A 16,357-nucleotide genomic window follows, 5' to 3' on the forward strand; every position below is an offset into this window, starting at 1 on the left:
ACTATCACCCTTTGAGCGGAAGTCGCATCCCTGCCGGTGCTCGACAGGACCTCTGTGTATCGACGACGGTCACACTCGGTCATCGAACGGCGTGTCGCGGCTGTGCCCAGCACTCAGCGGTCGGGTGCGCATCGCAGGGTGCGCCGAGCTGGGGCGTGTGCGGCTTCACCGGCAGCGCAGGCGTCGGCCGGGCCGCGAACGGGCACAGAGACGTCGACCCGCCGGCGCGGCGCCCGCGAGGGCAGCCCCCCGGGTCCGGGCCGCACCGCGCCGGGCGTCGCCCCGCCCCGTTGCGCGGGCGGCCCGTCACAATGCACGACGGCGCTGCGACGCCTCGACTCCCGGCCCGCCGGCGCTCGCAGTCCGGCTGCGGTCCGCCGTCGACACGGGCGGTCCCGGCCCGGTCGTGTGGCAGCCACCGTGGCACGCACGACACGGCGGGCCGGCCGTTCACCGGGTGCCCGGACACCGAGCCGGCTCCCCGGTCGAGGTCGGCGGTCGACCGCCTCCGGGTTCAACGCCCCGGGCTCAACTCCGTGGCCGGGATCCGGCGGCCGTTCTCGCGGACGCTGTCGGCCAGCTCGCGCCACGGACCCTGCACGGAGGACTCCCCGAGCGTGGTGCGCCGACGTCCCGCCTGGAACTCGTACACGAAGCGGTCGTTGCCCGCACGGCCGGCGGCCTGCGGAGCGGGGCCGTCCCAGGGGCAGGCCTCCACCAGGGACTGCCAGCGCGCGGGGTCGGGTTGTTCGTCGACCCGGATCTCCCAGCCCGTCGTCATACCGGCGAAGCCGCCGGAACGGAGCACGTTGACCTTCATGCTTCCGTTTGTACGCCACCGGCCGCAGTCGGGACAGCGATCGCGGCCACCATCAACCCACCTCGCCCGTCCGGTGACGCAGCGTCGATGATGTCGGGTGCGGGCGTCAGCGTCGGCGGGTGAGCGGCAGCCCCTTCACGGCGAGCCCGACGGTGTCCCAGCCCTTGCGGACGGCGAGCTCCTCGGGTGACCGGACACCGAACCGGGCCCGCGCGGCCTTGGTGGTGGCGGTGGCGAAGCCCGCGAACCGCACCGTGGGCGTCAGCGACCCGTTGGTGAGGGTGTCGTACCAGACCCGGCCGACGGTCTCCCAGGCGTTGCCGCCCAGCTCGCGGGCGGCGACGGCGAACGCGCGGTTGGGGATTCCGGAGTTCAGGTGCACACCACCGTTGTCGCTACTGGTCTTGATGTAGGAGTCCATGTGGTCGGGCTGCGGGTCCTTGCCCAGCACGTCGTCGTCGTAGGCGGTACCGGGGGCGATCATCGAGCGCAGCGCCGCGCCCTGCACCTCGTCGGTGAAGAGGCCGGCACCGATGAGCCAGGTGGCCCGGTCGGCGGTCTGCCCCTCCTTGTACTGCTCGACCAGCGCACCGAAGACGTCGCTCACCGACTCGTTGAGGGCACCGGACTGGCCCTGGTAGACGAGTCCGGCGGTGTACTGGGTGATGCCGTGGGCCAGCTCGTGGCCGATGACCGACAGCGACGCGGTGAAACGGTTGAAGACCTCACCGTCGCCGTCGCCGAACACCATCTGACTGCCGTCCCAGAAGGCGTTGTCGTACTTCTTCCCGTAGTGCACGGTCGCGTTGAGCGCAAGACCCGCCCCGTCGATGGAGTCGCGGCCGTAGACCTCGGCGTAGAGGGCGTAGATCGCGCCGAGCCCCTCGTAGGCCTCGTCGACCGCGACATCGGAGGTGGGGTCCTCGCCCTCGCGCCGGACGACGGTGCCGGGCGTCTGCTCGGTACCGCCCGCGTCCCCGATGGTGCGCTGCGGGCCGGCGGGCGCGGTGTCGGCGTCGGCGCGCGCACCTGCCGTTCCGGCCCGTGTGCCGGGTGCGGTGGGGGGCGCGGGCTCCCCCGCACGAGCCGACCGGGCACTGCGGATCTCCGCGTCGTGGGCGAGGGTGGCGGCCGCCGCGCTGCGCGCCACCGTCATCCGCTCGGCCTGCAGGGCGGAGAGCTGGGCGAGCAGGTAGGGCGGGACGATTCCGTGTCGCATGCCCCGATAGTGGCACGGGCCACCGACAACGACGCGTCCTGCTCGACGTTCCGGCTTCCCGCGGCAGCTCCCGGTACCCGGCCGGGCGGACGGCTCCACCGCGGCCGGGCGGGCCGTCAGCGCGGACGACCCCGCGCCACCGCCGTCGGCGACGACACCGACCCGCCGACACTCCTGACGACGCGACGCCACCGCCGTCGGCGACGACACCCACCGACACTCCCGACGACGCCACGCCCACCGCCGTACCTGACGACGCCCGCCCACCGCAGCACGCGACGACACCGGCCCGGCGCCGTTTTCGTGACGACGCCCGCCCACCGCCGTTCGTGACGACGCCGACCGGCGCGGCCGCCTGCGCCGACACCGCCCACCGGCGCGGCCGCCACCGACGCCATCGCCGGCCCGGCCCCGGGGTCCGGGTCCGGGTCCGGGTCCGGGTCCGGCACAACGGGACGCCGGTTCCGTTCAGTCCCCGGCGTCCTCGTCCGCCCCGCCTGCACCCCGGGCCTCGAACCAGCTCGCCAGGGCCCGCACCGCGTCGACGGTGTCGGCCTCGTCGGCCGTCTTGTCGTCGCGGTAGCGCAGCACCCGGGCGAAGCGCAGCGCGAAGCCTCCGGGATAGCGGCTGGACCGCTGGACGCCGTCGAAGGCGATCTCGACGACCTGTTCCGGACGCAGCCGCACCACCCAGTCCGACCGTTCGACAGCGAGTTCGGTGAAGCGCTCCGTCTGCCACGCGAGCATGGCGTCGGTCATCCCCTTGAACGTCTTGCCGAGCATCACGAACTCACCGGGCCGGTCGGGGTCGCGCGCCCCCAGGTGGATGTTGGACAGCAGTCCCTGCCGGCGCCCGCTGCCACGCTCGACCGCGAGCACGACCAGATCCAGCGTGTGCCGCGGTTTGACCTTGATCCAGCCCGAGCCCCGCCGGCCGGCCTCGTACGGCGCGGCGAGATCCTTCACCACGACGCCCTCCTGCCCGGCGGCCAGGGCCCCGGCGAAGAAGGCGTCGGCCGCGGCCGGGTCGGCGGTCACCAGACGGTCGATGAGGTGCGCCGCCGGGACCGCCGCCCCCAGCACCTCGAGGCGCTCGGACAGCGGCCGGTCGATCAGCTCGCGCCCGTCCCACACGAGGCAGTCGAAGAAGAACACCGACAGCGCGACCGTCCCGCCGTCGCCCTGGGTGGCGGTGCGCGAGGCCGTCTCCTGGAAGGGGCGTGGCCGGCCGTTCGCGTCCAGCGCGATGACCTCGCCGTCGAGCACGACGCGGTCGGTGGGCAGCGACGCGACGATCGCCGCCACCTCCGGCAGGCGGTTCGTGATGTCGTCCAGACTCCGTGTGAACAGCCGGACGCGGTCGCCGTCGCGGTGCGCCTGGATGCGGATCCCGTCGAGCTTGGTGTCCAGGCAGACCTCGAGGCCGTCGCCCAGCTTGGTCATGGCGGCGCGGACGTCCGGCGCGCTGGACGCGAGCATCGGTCGCAGCGGCACCCCCACGCGGAGGGTGAAGGCGGCGACGGCGGGTTCACCGCCGGTCAACGCGGCCACTGCGACCGGCCCGGTGGCGCCCGCCATCATGACCGCCCGCCTGATCGACGCGAGCGGGATGCCACTGGCCAGCGCGACCGCGTCCAGCACCGTCGAGTCCAGCGCCCCCTGCCGGATCTCCCCGGCGACGAGTCGGCGCAGGAAGTCCTGCTCGTCCGCGGTCGCCCGGGCGAAGAGGTCACCGACCGCGGCGGTCCGCGCTGCGGCGGACCCCGGGCCGGCCAGCCCGGCGACGTGCTCCAGCGCCGCGTCGACCGCGGCGACCGTCAACGAGGGCTCGGCGGCCGGTGGCGGCAGGGTCCGGAGGGTGGCGTGGCCGATGCCGGTCCGACGCTGGCGGAGCTCCCCCCCGAGGTAGGAGACGATGATGTCGACGTCCTCCGGTCCGGCCGCGGCGAGCAGAGCCGCCAGGGCGTCGCGCTTGGCCAGCCGGGACCGGGTTCCGGCCACGGCCGCCGACGTCGTGACCAGCGCATCGAAGAGCATCGGGCCATTCTGTCGCGTCCCACCGACAGTCCTCCGACGACCGCTGCGGCACGCTGACGACCGGTTTGGCAGGTCGGACCCCCGGGTACCCGCCTGAAAGGGGGTGCGCGGCCGCATGCCGCCCACCGGATCCTCCCGGGGTCGTGGCCACCGGTCCACCGACCGGCCGAACGACCCACCGCCACGTCACCTGTCGGCCCCGCCGACAGCGACCCAGAAAGGCAGCACGAGATGGCGTACACGCCGAGCTTCACCGTTCCGTCCATGTCCCTCGAGGCCGGCGCCCAGGTCGCCGAGATCCTGCAGGACCGCCTGCACGCGCTCAACGACCTGCACCTGACCCTCAAGCACATCCACTGGAACGTCGTCGGACCGCACTTCATCGGGGTCCACGAGATGATCGACCCGCAGGTCGAGGCGGTCCGCGGTTACGCCGACGAGGTCGCCGAGCGCATCGCCACCCTGGGCGGCAGCCCCGTCGGCACCCCGGGCAAGCTCGTCGAGGCCCGCAGCTGGGACGACTACTCCATCGGCCGCGCCGACTCCATCGCCCACCTGGGTGCACTGGATCTGGTCTACGTCGGAGTGATCGAGGACTACCGCAAGGCTGCCGACGAGACCGAGAAGCTCGACCCCGTCACCAACGATCTGCTCATCGGTCACCTTCATCAGATCGAGCAGTTCCACTGGTTCGTCCGGGCGCACCTGGAGTCCTCGGGTGGCGTACTCAGCAACGAGGACGCCGACACCGAGAAGACCGCCGCCGCCCAGGCGCAGGACGCCAGCATGGACGAGCGCTGACCTTGGGTCGTGGGAGGACGGGTCGGCTCCGGCCGCCCACCTCCCCGGGTGTTCCACCCACACGATTCCCATGATTCCACGGAAAAGGTCCGGATCGCCACTCGGTGATCCGGACCTTTTTCCGTGTGCGAAACGACCCGTGTATCGGGAACTCCGTCCGTCATGCATTCGCACTCATCACAATCCCGGCCGTCCGAATACCGAGCGCGAACAGCGATGCGGACTGCGCGAGGAAATGCGGACATGGCAATCCGAACGACCGGATTGACCGATCGTTCGGACCGCAGGAGTGAAGTTGTGGTGGAACGTCGTACGGAACCGTCAGGCGATGCGGTCCTCGTGAACCTCGCCACCGGTGGCGGGCGCAGTGGTCTGACCCTCCTGACCGGCGTGCGACAGAGCCAGCTTGTTCATGGCCGACCGCAGCGTCCGCGAGATCTGCATCTGGCTGAAGCCGAGGTCCGCACCGATCTCGGACTGGGTCCAGCCGAGGTAGTAGCGGAGCAGCAACACCTTGCGCTCGCGGTCGGTCAGGTTGACGAACAGCGTCGACAGCAGGTCCATGTTCTCCACGCTGGCCAACTTCGGATCGTCGGACCCGGAGTTGATGAAGCCGTCGGAGAACGGGTCCAATGATGCGGTGCTGAAGCCCTGACCTGCGACGACCGCCTCGGTGACCTGCTCGGCCGGGACGCCCATCTCCTCGGCCACTTCGCGGCTGGTGGGCTGGCGACCCAGCTTCTGGGTCAGCCCGTTGCGGGTCGAGGTGAGCAACGGCTGGATCTCCTGCAGCCGGCGCGGCGGCCGGACGCTCCAGGCGTGGTCGCGGAAGTGACGCTTGAGCTCACCCATGATGGTCGGGGTGGCGTACTGCATGAAGTCGGCGCAACGCTCGGGGTCGCAGCCCTGAGCGGCCTTGACGAGTCCGAGGTAGGCGACCTGGACCAGGTCGTCGTAGTCGACGCCGCGACCGCGGAACCGGGAGGCCATCGAGTGCGCGTACCGCATGTGCTCGGTGACGACCTGGTCCAGCAGTCGGTGACGCAGTTTCTCGTCCGTGGTCTCGCGGGCCTGACGCAGGATGTTCAACGTCTCTTCGCGATTACGGTCCGAATGGGATGAAGCACGACGCGCGGCACGATCGGCCAGAACGGTGACAGTCTTCGGCTCTTCAGCCGGAGTCGTTGTGGGCGTGCGGTCGTCTAGGGAGAGCGGCATTTGAGCCTCCGTGGTGGAAACACTCGGATTCTTGGCGCCGCTGCTGGACCAAGAACTTCATACAACCACGATCGATGACATCTAGCAAGGCTAACCAAGCGCCGCGGGCGCAACGGTGGCCGTACGACGGGTGAACTCCCGGGGCGGCGACCGCCGCACCCCGCCCCGTCCGCCCCACCCGACGTCGGCGGCGCAGGCCGGGTTCCCCGCGTCGTCGCGCCACCTCGACCGTGGCCCCCGCGCCGACCGGCCGGGGCTGTCGCCTGCGTCGGTGGACGAAGGTCGGTCGGAAGTCCTACTATCGTGGGGCACGTGAGCGCCGTCACAGCCATTCGGGACTACGGGTGGCGACGACGACAGCCCCACCGGAGGGTCACCCACCACCGACGGAGCAGCGGCGACCGCAGCGGGTGCGGGCCGGGCGGGGCGGATCAGCAGACGAGAGGTGCCCGACGATGAGCGACCCGACAGCCGCGGTGACGTCCGCGGACGGCCGGTCGACCTGGGTCGTGCTGTGTCCGGGTGACGACGGCCGACCCCGCTCCGAGTACATCCGGGGCACCGACTGCGTCGCGGACCGGACGGCCGGGGTGCTCCGGGTCGTCGACGGTCATCAGGTGGTGCGCGAGTACGCCGCCGGCGCCTGGTCGAACTTCTGCGAATGGGTCACCGCCTCTACCGACTACTTCGCGAGCTCGGCCGTCCGGCTGGCGACGTCGCCCGAACAGCCGGGAGCGTCCGACACGGAGCGGTTGCTCGCGGGAGCGATGCGGATGGACACCGACGCGGCACTGTCGATGCTGCGCGGTGCGCGCCGCGACACCCAGGAACGTCGGAGCCGGACGGCGTAGTCCGTGCTCCGGCCCGGCTGCCCGGTCCCCGTCACGCAGGCGGGACCGGGCAGGCCGCGGATGGCCGGTCCTGTCCCACCGTGGTGGCCACCCGCACGATGGACGGTCGCTCGGGCACCGACCCGAACCCGAAGCGCACCGGCGGCCTGACCGCTGCCAGGGAGCCCATGTCGAGTCCGTCGAAGGTGCCGCCGGCCGCAGCCAGCCGGTGCAGGTCCAGCGCGGAGTACCACTCCCGCCTACCGTTGCCGGCGGAGCCCCGGGTGCGGACGCCGGGCAGCACCGTCCGGGCGACCGGATCCAGGGCCGAGGTCCACCACCGCGCCCGGGCCAGGCGCACCGGTACCAGGCTGAGCAGCACACCGAGCGGTGGTCGCCGGCCGATGCGCACCCGCAGGTCGAGGCTGGTCGACGCCACACGCAGGTCCGGACCGTCGCGCCGCACCTCGATCTGTTCCAGGCGGATCTCGTCGAAGTGGTAGGTCGCGGCCACGTACTCGGCGACGTCCGGCCGGGGAGCCAGCAGCACGCGGTGGCCGGCCGCGGTCTCGACCATGACATCGGCGAAGGTGCCCAGCGGTGAACGCGGCCAGATGCCGATCACCACCCGCACCCCGGACGTGGTCCCGAGACCGGTGATGAAGCCGTCGAACACGGCGAGCTCTGCAGGTCGGGCGGTCACGTCCGCGACCCTACGTGCCCCCCGGGGTCATCCGACGGCGACGGCCGACCCGTCGGGGGCGAGCAGGTCGACCACCGCCGGCAACACCTCCGAGGTGCCGGCGTCGACCCGCACGGTGGCGTACTCGTCGGCGCGGGTCGGTCCACGGTTGACCGCCACGATGGGGATGCCGCGCAACGAGGCCTGCCGGACGAACCGCCGGCCCGAGTAGACGGTCAGTGACGAACCGAGCACCAGCAACGACCGTGCACCGGCGACCAGGGCGGTGGCCTCGGCGACGACCGGTGGTGGCACCGACTCCCCGAAGAACACCACATCGGGCTTCAGGACGCCGCCGCAGTGTTCACAGTCGGCGACCACGAAGTGGTCGGTGTCCTCGACGTGGGCGTCGCCGTCCGGCGCCAGGTCGATCTCGCCGGCGCGGGTGGCGTCGGGATTGAGCGCGGCGAGCAGCTGCTGGTAGTCCTGGCGCGAGCTACGGCGCGAGCACGCCAGGCACACCACCCGGTCGATGCGTCCGTGCAGGTCGATGACGGCGCGGGAGCCGGCGGCCTGGTGCAGCCCGTCCACGTTCTGGGTGATGAGGCCGTCGGACAGGCCGGCCTTCTCGATCGCGGCGAGCGCCCGGTGGCCGGGGTTGGGTGCCGCACCCGCCATCCGCTCGAACCCGACGAAGCTGCGCGCCCAGTACCGCTGCCGGCCCCGTGGGGTGATGAACTCCTGGAAGGTCATCGGTGCGCGTGGCGGCGAACCGGGCCCGCGGTAGTCGGGGATGCCGCTGTCGGTGCTCAGCCCGGCGCCGGTCAACACCGCGACACCGCCGCCCGCCAGCACCTCGGCGACAGCGCAGAGCAGCGCCTCGGGCGTCGCACTCGTCGCGGTCTGCACGAGACAACGGTACCCACCGCCGGAGCGCGTCCCCGGTGTCGGACGCCGGTGTCCGGCACCGGACAGCCCGGAACGTCGCGGGGCGGCGGAGCTCCCGGGGAACACCGCCGCCCGACGGGCACCGTGGGACGTCAGCCGCGGCGACGCCGGCCGACGAGCAGCGCATCCAACCCGAAACGCCCGGAGCCGAGCAGGCCGAGCACCGCAGCGCCGACGGCGAGCGCCAGCACGAGCTCGTAGCCGCCGTCGGTGGCGAAGATCCCGGCGTCGAGGTGGACGTAGAACAGCGCACCCAGCATGTTGATCGTGAGGAGCAGGCCGACGAGCGGCACCGCGGCGCCGAGGATGAGGGCCCCACCACCGACCAGCTCCACGAGCGCGGAGAACCAGGCGCTGACCCCGGGGGCCGGGATGCCCATCTGGGTGAAGCCGGCGGTGACGCCGTCGATGCCGTTCGTGAACAGCTTCTGCCAACCGTGCGCCACGAAGACGACGCCGAAGCCGAGACGGCCGATCAGCAGCGCGAGGTCACGGCGGACCGTGGAGCCGGTCACCGAGGTGGCCGGGGACAGTGCGATGGTCATGGGAGTCCTTGTCGTGATGCCGCCGGAGCGGGCCGGGTGCAGGAGTGGGACGGATGTCCGCCGGCTGGTGCGCTCGATACATGAACGCTCATTTACTGCCGACGGTAGCCAACGACCACCCCACGGTCAACGTCGCGGGGACCGGTCGTGAACCATCCCACATCCGCGACGCCCGCCGGCGGGTCGCGAGAACCGTTGTCGCCCAGTGCGACTACGCACCGAGGAGCGTCGCCATCCCCTCGACGCTGCGCACCCCACGCGCCGTGGCGACGACCCCGAGCCGCTTCTCGATCATCGGCAGGGTGAGCTTGCTGTCGGCCTGACCGGCGGGGTACAGCAGGTGGACCGCGTCGCCGTCGATGACGTACCGCTCGGTGTCGAAGGTGCCCAGCCGGTCCGGGGCGACGTCGAGCACCGGCCGGTCCAGGAACGCGATCGCGACGGTCTTCTCCGGGGCGTCCGGGAACAGCCGTCGCGCACGGTCCGCCGCCCGGCGCAACTGCTCCCCGGTCCGCACGATCACCGGAACGGGGCGGCCCACCAGCCGTTCGAGTTCTGCGGACACCGTGGCCGCGTACTGCCGCGGAGTGCCCGACGACGCCTCGAAGAGCAGGTTGCCGCTGTTGAGATGGGTGCGGACCGCCTCGAAACCGGCCGCGGTGCCGATGGCGCGCAGATCCGCCATCGCCAGCCGGGCACCGCCCACGTTCACCGCACGCACCATCGCCGCCCACGCCGTCATCCGGGGGATTCTCCCCGTCCCGCCGCCGGCCCGCCCGCGGGCCTGACGGACCCGCCGGAGCAGGTCGTCGCGCTGGGCGCCGGGGGACGGCCGCACCGGCCCGCGCCGACGGCCGGGCGGGCGTTCTACAGTGCAGCGGTGTCCCCGCTGGGCGGTCCGTCGCGACCGCAGGTCTTCGTCGCCGGTCCGGTCGCCTGGAATCTGCTGATCCGGGTGCCGGAGCTGCCACCCGCCCGACCGCACGCGGTCACCGCGCGCTCGTACCGGCACACCCTCGGTGGCACGTCGGCGGGAAAGACCCTCAACCTGGCCCGGCTGGGCGCCGCCGTCACGCTGCGGACGGTCGTCGGTGACGATCCCGAGGCCCAGTGGGCACTGGCTCCGCTGCGGGCGGCCGGTGCGACCGTGATCGCCGAGATCGATCCGGCCGGACGCACCGAGCAGCACGTCAACCTGATGAGCGACGACGGCGAGCGGGTGTCGGTGCACCTGACCCGGCCGGAGCTGGTCGAGACCCTGCACAGCGGCCAGACCGCGGCCGCCTTCGCCGCCGCGGACGCCGTCGTCCTCGATCCGGCGGACAGCTCACGACCGTTCATCGCACAACTGACCGGCCGCGACGTCCCCGTCTGGGTCGACCTGCACAGCCACGACGGCCGCGACCGGTCCCGGGACGACTTCGCCGCCGTCGCCACCCACCTCGTGTTCTCCGGCGAACGGTTCCCGGAGCCAGCCGGGTACATGCGGGCGCGGATCGACGCCGGCGCCCGGCTCGTCGTCTGCACCCGGGGCGCCGACGGTGCGCTGGCCCTGGACGCCCACGGCCGGTGGCACGACGTTCCCGCCGTACCGGTCCCCGAGATCGTGGACAGCAACGGCGCCGGCGACGCCTTCACCGCCGCCGCGCTGCTCGCCCTGCTCGACGGGGCCGACGCGGCGACGGCGTTGCGGGCGGCCGCCGCCCACGCGGCCCGGTGTGTCCGCTCCGACGAGCTCGCGCCGCCTCAGCGGCCGCTGTCCGGCGGCGCGTAGCCGAGCAGCCGCCGGGCCCGCTCGGTGACCGGGCGGTCGACCATCCGACCGTCGACCTGCACCGCGGAGTCGCCCGCGGCGACGACCCGGCGCGCCCACGCGAGCTCCGCCGCCGTGGGTGCGAACGCGTCCCGCACGGCGGGCAGCTGCGCGGGATGGATGCACAGGCTGCCGGTGAAGCCCATCCCCCGCGCCGAACGGGCCGCCGCGGTGACCGCCGCCAGGTCGGCGATCTCGGTCGGGGGCGAGTCCAGCGGCCCGGCGATGCGTGCGGCCCGGGACGCCAGCACCACCTGGGCGCGGGCGTACCCCAGGAGTGGGCCGGGGTCGCTCGACGCGCCGACGTCGGCGGCCAGGTCCAGCGCGCCGAAGGCCAGCCGGGTGACGCCGCCGACCGCGGCCAGCGCCGGGGCGGCGAGGACACCGCGGGCGCTCTCCACCAGCGCGATGAGCGGGACCGGCCCGTCGAACGCCCGCGCGAGCCGGTCCGCGATCGCCGCCAGCGCGGCCGGATCGTCCGCCTTGGGCACCATCACCGCCTGCAGTGCGCTGTCGGGGTGGCCCGTCAGCTCGTCGAGCAGCCGATGGTCGGCCTCGCGCTCGGGGCCGTCCAGAGGGTTGAGCCGGACCGCGAACCGCCGGTCACCGGGGCGCAGCGCCGCCGCCACGTGTCCGCGGGCCGCGGCCTTGGCTGCCGGCGCGACCGCGTCCTCCAGGTCGACGACCACCAGGTCCGCACCGGCGCCCAGCGCCTTGTCGAACCGGTCGGGCCGGTCCCCGGGGACGAACAGCACCGTGACGGCGCCCGCGACCGTCACCGGCGGGCCTGCGTCCTTGTGCCGCGACGGAGGCGCCGCGCAGGCTGACACGCATGACCGATCCGACGCGCCGCTTTCCCGACATGTGGCTGGACCCCGAGGACGACCCACGCGAGGCGGGCGCCGGGCCGGTCTCCGGGGAGGCGGCGGTCCTGGACTCCTACCTGACGCGGTACCGACTGACGTTGGAGCTCAAGTGCGAGGGACTGACACCGGACCAGCTGGCCCGGCGAGCGGTACCGCCGTCCACCCTGTCGCTGCTGGGCCTGCTGCGGCACCTCGCGAAGGTCGAGCACACCTGGGCGGTGCGGGTCGTGCAGGGGCGGCCCGACGCGGCGCGCCCGTACTGGACGCCGGAGCGGCAGGACCTGGACTTCGACGGCGCCGTGCCCGATGCGGCCGTCGTCGCGGACGCGTGGGCGACGTGGCGGCGCGAGGTCGCGCACGCGCGTGAGGTGTACACCGGGACGCCGCTGGACACGGTCGTGGAGCACCACGGTGAGCCCCTGGAGGTACGCGACATCGTCGTGCACCTCATCGAGGAGTACGCCCGGCACTGCGGCCACGCCGATCTGCTGCGGGAGTGCATCGACGGCCGCACCGGTCAGTGAGCGGTTCACGACGCCCGCCACGGGCCCGCGGCCGGCGGCAGGTGTCCGCGCCGGTACACCAGGAAGGTCCGGCGGAACACGATGACCACCACGCCGTGCTGGTTGACCCCCTCGCTGCGGACGGTGACGACGCCGACCGCGGGCCGCGACGCCGACGGACGCAGCTCCAGGACCGTCGAGCGCGAATGGAGCGTGTCGCCCTCGAAGACCGGGGCCGGCATCCGCACCTCGTCCCAGCCGAGGTTGGCGAACACGTTCATCGACAAGTCGATGGTGGACTGACCGGTGACCAGCGCCAACGTGAGTGCCGAGTTCACCAGCGTCCGGCCGTAGGCGGTGCCGGCGGCGAACTCCTTGTCCAGATGGATCCTCGCGACGTTCTGCGTGAGCAGGGTGAACCACTGGTTGTCGGTCTCGGTGACGGTCCGGCCGAAGGGGTGGTGGTGGACGTCGCCGACGGCGAAGTCCTCGAACAGCCGACCCGACCACCCCGGGACGTCGCGGGTGGTCGGCGGTACCGGATCGGTGGTCACAGGATCCCTCCTCGTCCCTCGTGGCCCCGGTGGGTGGGCACGCGTCCAGCGTCGCACCCTAGGCGGCCGCGCGCCGGGCGGGCGAGCCGGACCTCTGGGCAGGGCGCGGGCGCCGTCCTATCCTGACCGGGTGGAGCGCCGACTCGTCGGGATGGTGCTGCTGCTGGTGGCGCTGACCGTCGCGGTGTCGGTGCCCCGGCTGCTCTCCCCGGCCCTGGTGGCGCAGCCGTCCCCGGTGGCGCTGCCGGCCCCGCCGCCTGTGGGGGCCTGTCTCCGTCTGGACGCCTCGGTCGTCCCCTGCGGCGAGGTGCACGCCGGCGAGGTCACCGCCCGCTGGGCGGCCGACGCGCCCGGCCGGCCGGTCGACGACGGCGACTCGCGATGCCGGGCGGCCACGTTCGAGTACGTCGCCCTCGGCCTCATCGGGAGTGCGCAGGTCTGGCGGCCGGCGTTCGGCGCGAGCAGCTGGGTGGTGCACGCGCCGGCGACGCAGCGGGTCGGGTCCCGCGGCTGGTCGGTGTGTGTCGTCGGACCGTCACGGGCGGCGGCCTCCGTCGGCTCGGTGCACGCCCAGGGTCGGGCGCCGCTGACCCGGCCGGCGGCGTTCGGGGTGTGCGTCACCGCCGACGGCATCACGGTGGCCTGCGACCGGCCGCACCGGGTCGAGTACCTCAGTGACGCCGTCGGGTTCGCGCGCTCGCTGATCAACGAGCGGGAGGCCCGACGCTGGCGGACCGGCTGCACCGAGCTCGCGGCCGCGCTGCTGGACACCGGCGACCCGACGATGGGCGGCCGGCTGTCGGTGGAGTTCCGGACGGTGGCGGCCGATCCACGGACCAACCTCGACCCGCCGTCGTCGCTGGTCTTCGGCGTGTGCGCGGTGGCGGTGACGGGCGATCGCGATCTGACGGGGTCGGTCTACGGGCTGGGCACGGGCGAGTTGCCGTGGCGTTGAAAGCCGGGCAGCTCGTAACGGTCGACGCCGTCCGCCGTCCCCGTGCGCCGCATGCCCAGGCCCGTCAGCACCGCGATCGACGCGGCGTTGTCGGGGTGGACCCGGGCGAACACGGTGGCCGTGGCACCCGCGAGCCCGGCGATCAGCAACCGGGCGGTGGCCCGTCCGATGCCCCGGCCCCAGTGGGTGACCGCCACCCAGTAGCCGATCTCGAGTCCCGACTCCCGATGGCTGACCACGCCGAGCGCACACGGTCGGCCGTTCTCCTCCGCGACGGACCAGCGGACCCCGCCCACGACCTCGAGGGCCGCACCGGTCACCGCCTCGGTGACGCGCTGCTCGATACGGTCACGGTCCCACGGCAGCCCGTCGCCGACGAAGCGGGTGATCCGCGGGTCGGACGCCATCCCGGCCAGCAGCCCGGCGTCGGCGGCGGTGAACGGACGCAGCACGACGGCCACCTCGGTCAGGCGTCCATGGGCGTGCGGATGCGGGTCGCCGGGTCGGCACTGTCGTAGAACGGCTTGCCGAACGCCCGGACGCCGAGGTAGTAGATCGAGGCGAAGCTGCGGCAGGTGTAGTAGTGCGTACCGCGATCGGCGACGCAGGCGGCGACCATCTCCCGGTAGAAGATGCCGTCGCAGGTGGCGCGGCTCAGCTCACGGGCACCGTAGCAGCCGTCGTGGTGGTTGCACGCGGTGGTGAAACTGACGCCGGACGGAGCCTCGGGCACCAAGGTGCAGCCGTCGTGCGGATACGGGAACTCCGGGCTGGGCGGGGCGGCCGCGGTCTGCGCAGCGGCGGAACCGGCACCGGCGAAGAGGGAACCGACGATCAGGAACAGCACGATCGACAGCGCCGACTGCAGGCGCCGGCGCGCGGCCGATGGGGTGATCGCGACCATGGGAACTCCCGACTCGACGCCCGGCCCCGGTGCCGGATCTTCGATCCGAGGCTAGCCCCGGCCACCGACAGCGGCACGCGCAGCACCCGGGCGTCCTCTTCCGGGCCCGGTTCTGTGCGGAAACGCCACATGGGCGGCCACCCTTGAGGGTGACCGCCCATGTGGACAGTGCTGGTGGTGCGTGAGAACGAGTCTCAGACGACGGTGACGCCGGTCGCCTGCGGGCCCTTGGGGCCCTGGGTGACGGTGTAGCTCACGCGCTGGTTCTCGTCGAGGCTGCGGTAGCCGCCCGAGTTGATCTCGGAGTAGTGCACGAAGACGTCAGCACCCGAATCCTCGGGGGTGATGAAGCCGAAGCCCTTTTCCGCGTTGAACCACTTCACAGTTCCGGTAGCCATGATTTTCTCCTCTGGAGGCATATCCGTCGGTCGCCCGCGGGTGCGGGTGACCGGGTCTGTCTGGAAATCCGACATCTCTGGATACGACGATCGAGAGGATCCTCCGGCCGGAGCCGTCGAATGGTTATGCGAAAAACAAGATCTGGTGACCAGGGTCAAGTCAAGCACGCCGGGGACGGTTCGACAAACGCGGGGTGACTCAGATCTCCAGGACGAGCTTGCCGCGGACGTGCCCCAGCTCCGAGATCGCCTGCGCCGCAGCGGCTTCCGCCAGCGGAAAAACCTGCTGGACGGACACCCGGAAACGGCCCCGCCGGTGCAGGTCGGCGACCACCGGCAGCACGTCCCATCGCCGGCCCTCCGCTCCCCCGGTCGCCTTCGCACCGTGTTCGGGGGCGCTGAAGTCCGCGACGCTGACCACGGTGGCCGGATCCCCCGTCAACGCGATCAACTCCGGGAGCACACCGGAGCCCGCGATGTCCAGGGCGGCGGCCACGCCGGCCGGCACCAGCTCGCGCACCCGTCCGACCAGCCCGTCGCCGTAGCCGACGGGCAACGCCCCGAGCTCGCGCAGGTAGGCGTGGTTGGCGGGTCCGGCCACCCCGACGACCGTCATCCCCCGGGCGACCCCGAGCTGGACGGCGGCGCTGCCCACCCCGCCGGACGCCCCGTTCACGACCACGGTCACGCCGTCCGGCACGTCGACGACGGCGAACGCCCGGGCGGCGGTCTCCGCGGCGAGCGGCACCGCGGCCGCCTCCACCCACGACATCGACGCCGGTTTGGCGGCCCAGGCGGTCAGCACTGCGAACTCCGCGTAGCCCCCCTTGGGGGTCGCGCCGAAGACCTCGTCCCCCACCGTCACCCCCGTGACGCCGTCGCCGATCTCGTCGACCACGCCGGACACGTCGGTGCCCGGGATGTAGGGCAGCGACTTCACGGTCATGATCCCGGCGCGGTACTTGGAGTCCACCCGGTTCACCCCAGCGGCGCGGACGGCCACCCGGATCCGGCCCGGGCCGGGATGGGGCTCGGGGACGTCCTCGACGACCAGCACCTCGGGACCGCCGTACTCATCGAACCGGACCGCACGCATCTGTCCTCCGTCACCGGGCCGGCCGGATCGGCCGCCCTCGTCCCCGGCTGAGACCCCAGCCGCCCGGTGGATTCTTCCCGGTGCGGGATACTCACAGGTGACGGCCACTCTCCACAACGACCCGGCCGTCGGATCGACGGGCTGCCGGTGCGGCACCCCGGACCGGCC

The 16,357-nt window shown here is 72.8% G+C and carries 19 protein-coding genes; 5 read left to right on the forward strand and 14 right to left on the reverse strand.

The genetic code is table 11. From position 1 onward, the window contains the following. Window positions 1-514 precede the first annotated feature (514 nt). The 3 genes from DB033_RS17875 to DB033_RS17885 form a co-directional block, all read right to left on the reverse strand. Window positions 515-820 carry a protealysin inhibitor emfourin gene (locus DB033_RS17875; RefSeq protein ID WP_111768192.1) on the reverse strand — a complete coding sequence of 102 codons (306 nt, stop codon included), beginning with the start codon at window positions 818-820 and terminating at the stop codon, window positions 515-517. A gap of 106 nt (window positions 821-926) precedes the next feature. Continuing rightward, complete coding sequence (locus tag DB033_RS17880) at window positions 927-2,039, reverse strand: M4 family metallopeptidase (RefSeq protein ID WP_111768193.1); 1,113 nt, start codon at window positions 2,037-2,039, stop codon at window positions 927-929. A gap of 468 nt (window positions 2,040-2,507) precedes the next feature. Then, window positions 2,508-4,076 (reverse strand): ATP-dependent DNA ligase, encoded by a 1,569-nt coding sequence (locus DB033_RS17885; RefSeq protein ID WP_111768194.1) that lies wholly within the window; start codon window positions 4,074-4,076, stop codon window positions 2,508-2,510. A gap of 264 nt (window positions 4,077-4,340) precedes the next feature. On the opposite strand from DB033_RS17885, the gene DB033_RS17890 reads away from it, so the two are divergent. Then, window positions 4,341-4,877, forward strand: a complete 537-nt coding sequence (locus DB033_RS17890) for a Dps family protein (protein WP_240615967.1) — start codon at window positions 4,341-4,343, stop codon at window positions 4,875-4,877. A gap of 321 nt (window positions 4,878-5,198) precedes the next feature. On the opposite strand, the gene DB033_RS17895 is transcribed toward DB033_RS17890, so the two are convergent. After that, on the reverse strand, window positions 5,199-5,966 hold the full coding sequence (locus tag DB033_RS17895) for a sigma-70 family RNA polymerase sigma factor (RefSeq protein WP_157970777.1): 768 nt from the start codon (window positions 5,964-5,966) through the stop codon (window positions 5,199-5,201). A 584-nt stretch (window positions 5,967-6,550) separates the two neighbouring features. Here DB033_RS17895 and DB033_RS17900 point away from each other — a divergent pair. Beyond that, window positions 6,551-6,946 carry a hypothetical protein gene (locus DB033_RS17900; RefSeq protein ID WP_111768197.1) on the forward strand — a complete coding sequence of 132 codons (396 nt, stop codon included), beginning with the start codon at window positions 6,551-6,553 and terminating at the stop codon, window positions 6,944-6,946. A gap of 31 nt (window positions 6,947-6,977) precedes the next feature. Here DB033_RS17900 and DB033_RS17905 read toward each other — a convergent pair whose 3' ends face one another. The 4 genes from DB033_RS17905 to DB033_RS17920 form a co-directional block, all read right to left on the reverse strand. Further along, the gene (locus DB033_RS17905) at window positions 6,978-7,628 is read right to left on the reverse strand and encodes a hypothetical protein (protein WP_111768198.1); all 651 of its coding nucleotides are present in this window, start codon (window positions 7,626-7,628) and stop codon (window positions 6,978-6,980) included. Between the two features lie 27 nt (window positions 7,629-7,655). Further along, window positions 7,656-8,516, reverse strand: a complete 861-nt coding sequence (locus DB033_RS17910; RefSeq protein WP_111768199.1) for an NAD-dependent protein deacetylase — start codon at window positions 8,514-8,516, stop codon at window positions 7,656-7,658. 131 nt (window positions 8,517-8,647) lie between these two features. Beyond that, window positions 8,648-9,100, reverse strand: coding sequence for a DoxX family protein (locus tag DB033_RS17915; RefSeq protein WP_111768200.1), 453 nt, complete (start codon window positions 9,098-9,100; stop codon window positions 8,648-8,650). Window positions 9,101-9,311: 211 nt separating this feature from the next. Beyond that, on the reverse strand, window positions 9,312-9,842 hold the full coding sequence (locus DB033_RS17920; protein ID WP_111768432.1) for a DUF1697 domain-containing protein: 531 nt from the start codon (window positions 9,840-9,842) through the stop codon (window positions 9,312-9,314). 138 nt (window positions 9,843-9,980) lie between these two features. On the opposite strand from DB033_RS17920, the gene DB033_RS17925 reads away from it, so the two are divergent. Then, window positions 9,981-10,874 (forward strand): carbohydrate kinase family protein, encoded by an 894-nt coding sequence (locus DB033_RS17925; RefSeq protein ID WP_205843976.1) that lies wholly within the window; start codon window positions 9,981-9,983, stop codon window positions 10,872-10,874. On the opposite strand, the gene DB033_RS17930 is transcribed toward DB033_RS17925, so the two are convergent. Further along, entirely contained in the window at window positions 10,847-11,692 is an 846-nt protein-coding gene (locus tag DB033_RS17930) for an HpcH/HpaI aldolase/citrate lyase family protein (RefSeq protein ID WP_111768201.1), read from the reverse strand. The genes DB033_RS17925 and DB033_RS17930 overlap by 28 nt on opposite strands. A 53-nt stretch (window positions 11,693-11,745) precedes the next feature. On the opposite strand from DB033_RS17930, the gene DB033_RS17935 reads away from it, so the two are divergent. Continuing rightward, window positions 11,746-12,303 carry a DinB family protein gene (locus DB033_RS17935; protein WP_111768202.1) on the forward strand — a complete coding sequence of 186 codons (558 nt, stop codon included), beginning with the start codon at window positions 11,746-11,748 and terminating at the stop codon, window positions 12,301-12,303. Window positions 12,304-12,308: 5 nt separating this feature from the next. On the opposite strand, the gene DB033_RS17940 is transcribed toward DB033_RS17935, so the two are convergent. Next, on the reverse strand, window positions 12,309-12,836 hold the full coding sequence (locus tag DB033_RS17940) for a MaoC family dehydratase (protein ID WP_111768203.1): 528 nt from the start codon (window positions 12,834-12,836) through the stop codon (window positions 12,309-12,311). 130 nt (window positions 12,837-12,966) lie between these two features. Between DB033_RS17940 and DB033_RS17945 the strand changes: the two genes are divergently transcribed. After that, complete coding sequence (locus tag DB033_RS17945) at window positions 12,967-13,791, forward strand: hypothetical protein (protein WP_157970779.1); 825 nt, start codon at window positions 12,967-12,969, stop codon at window positions 13,789-13,791. On the opposite strand, the gene DB033_RS17950 is transcribed toward DB033_RS17945, so the two are convergent. The 4 genes from DB033_RS17950 to DB033_RS17965 all read right to left on the reverse strand — a co-directional run bounded on the left by DB033_RS17950 (window position 13,755) and on the right by DB033_RS17965 (window position 16,189). Beyond that, window positions 13,755-14,243, reverse strand: a complete 489-nt coding sequence (locus DB033_RS17950) for a GNAT family N-acetyltransferase (RefSeq protein WP_157970780.1) — start codon at window positions 14,241-14,243, stop codon at window positions 13,755-13,757. The two genes, DB033_RS17945 and DB033_RS17950, sit on opposite strands and share 37 nt — an antisense overlap. 14 nt (window positions 14,244-14,257) lie before the next feature. Beyond that, window positions 14,258-14,695, reverse strand: coding sequence for a phospholipase A2 (locus DB033_RS17955; protein WP_111768206.1), 438 nt, complete (start codon window positions 14,693-14,695; stop codon window positions 14,258-14,260). A gap of 194 nt (window positions 14,696-14,889) precedes the next feature. Next, window positions 14,890-15,093 carry a cold-shock protein gene (locus tag DB033_RS17960; protein WP_111768207.1) on the reverse strand — a complete coding sequence of 68 codons (204 nt, stop codon included), beginning with the start codon at window positions 15,091-15,093 and terminating at the stop codon, window positions 14,890-14,892. Window positions 15,094-15,292: 199 nt separating this feature from the next. Beyond that, window positions 15,293-16,189 carry an NADP-dependent oxidoreductase gene (locus DB033_RS17965; RefSeq protein WP_111768208.1) on the reverse strand — a complete coding sequence of 299 codons (897 nt, stop codon included), beginning with the start codon at window positions 16,187-16,189 and terminating at the stop codon, window positions 15,293-15,295. Window positions 16,190-16,357 lie beyond the last annotated feature (168 nt).

The sequence above is a fragment of the Nakamurella deserti genome (assembly GCF_003260015.1).
Classification (GTDB): Bacteria; Actinomycetota; Actinomycetes; order Mycobacteriales; family Nakamurellaceae; genus Nakamurella; species Nakamurella deserti.

Excerpts from the sequence above, each read along its gene's own strand:
- DB033_RS17890 (WP_240615967.1), top strand. The coding sequence starts at position 4,341 with ATGTCCCTCGAGGCCGGCGCCCAGGTCGCCGAGATCCTGCAGGACCGC.
- DB033_RS17935 (WP_111768202.1), top strand. The coding sequence starts at position 11,746 with ATGACCGATCCGACGCGCCGCTTTCCCGACATGTGGCTGGACCCCGAG.
- DB033_RS17875 (WP_111768192.1), bottom strand. The coding sequence starts at position 820 with ATGAAGGTCAACGTGCTCCGTTCCGGCGGCTTCGCCGGTATGACGACG.
- DB033_RS17920 (WP_111768432.1), bottom strand. The coding sequence starts at position 9,842 with ATGACGGCGTGGGCGGCGATGGTGCGTGCGGTGAACGTGGGCGGTGCC.
- DB033_RS17960 (WP_111768207.1), bottom strand. The coding sequence starts at position 15,093 with ATGGCTACCGGAACTGTGAAGTGGTTCAACGCGGAAAAGGGCTTCGGC.
- DB033_RS17915 (WP_111768200.1), bottom strand. The coding sequence starts at position 9,100 with ATGACCATCGCACTGTCCCCGGCCACCTCGGTGACCGGCTCCACGGTC.
- DB033_RS17880 (WP_111768193.1), bottom strand. The coding sequence starts at position 2,039 with ATGCGACACGGAATCGTCCCGCCCTACCTGCTCGCCCAGCTCTCCGCC.
- DB033_RS17885 (WP_111768194.1), bottom strand. The coding sequence starts at position 4,076 with ATGCTCTTCGATGCGCTGGTCACGACGTCGGCGGCCGTGGCCGGAACC.
- DB033_RS17955 (WP_111768206.1), bottom strand. The coding sequence starts at position 14,695 with ATGGTCGCGATCACCCCATCGGCCGCGCGCCGGCGCCTGCAGTCGGCG.
- DB033_RS17900 (WP_111768197.1), top strand. The coding sequence starts at position 6,551 with ATGAGCGACCCGACAGCCGCGGTGACGTCCGCGGACGGCCGGTCGACC.
- DB033_RS17965 (WP_111768208.1), bottom strand. The coding sequence starts at position 16,189 with ATGCGTGCGGTCCGGTTCGATGAGTACGGCGGTCCCGAGGTGCTGGTC.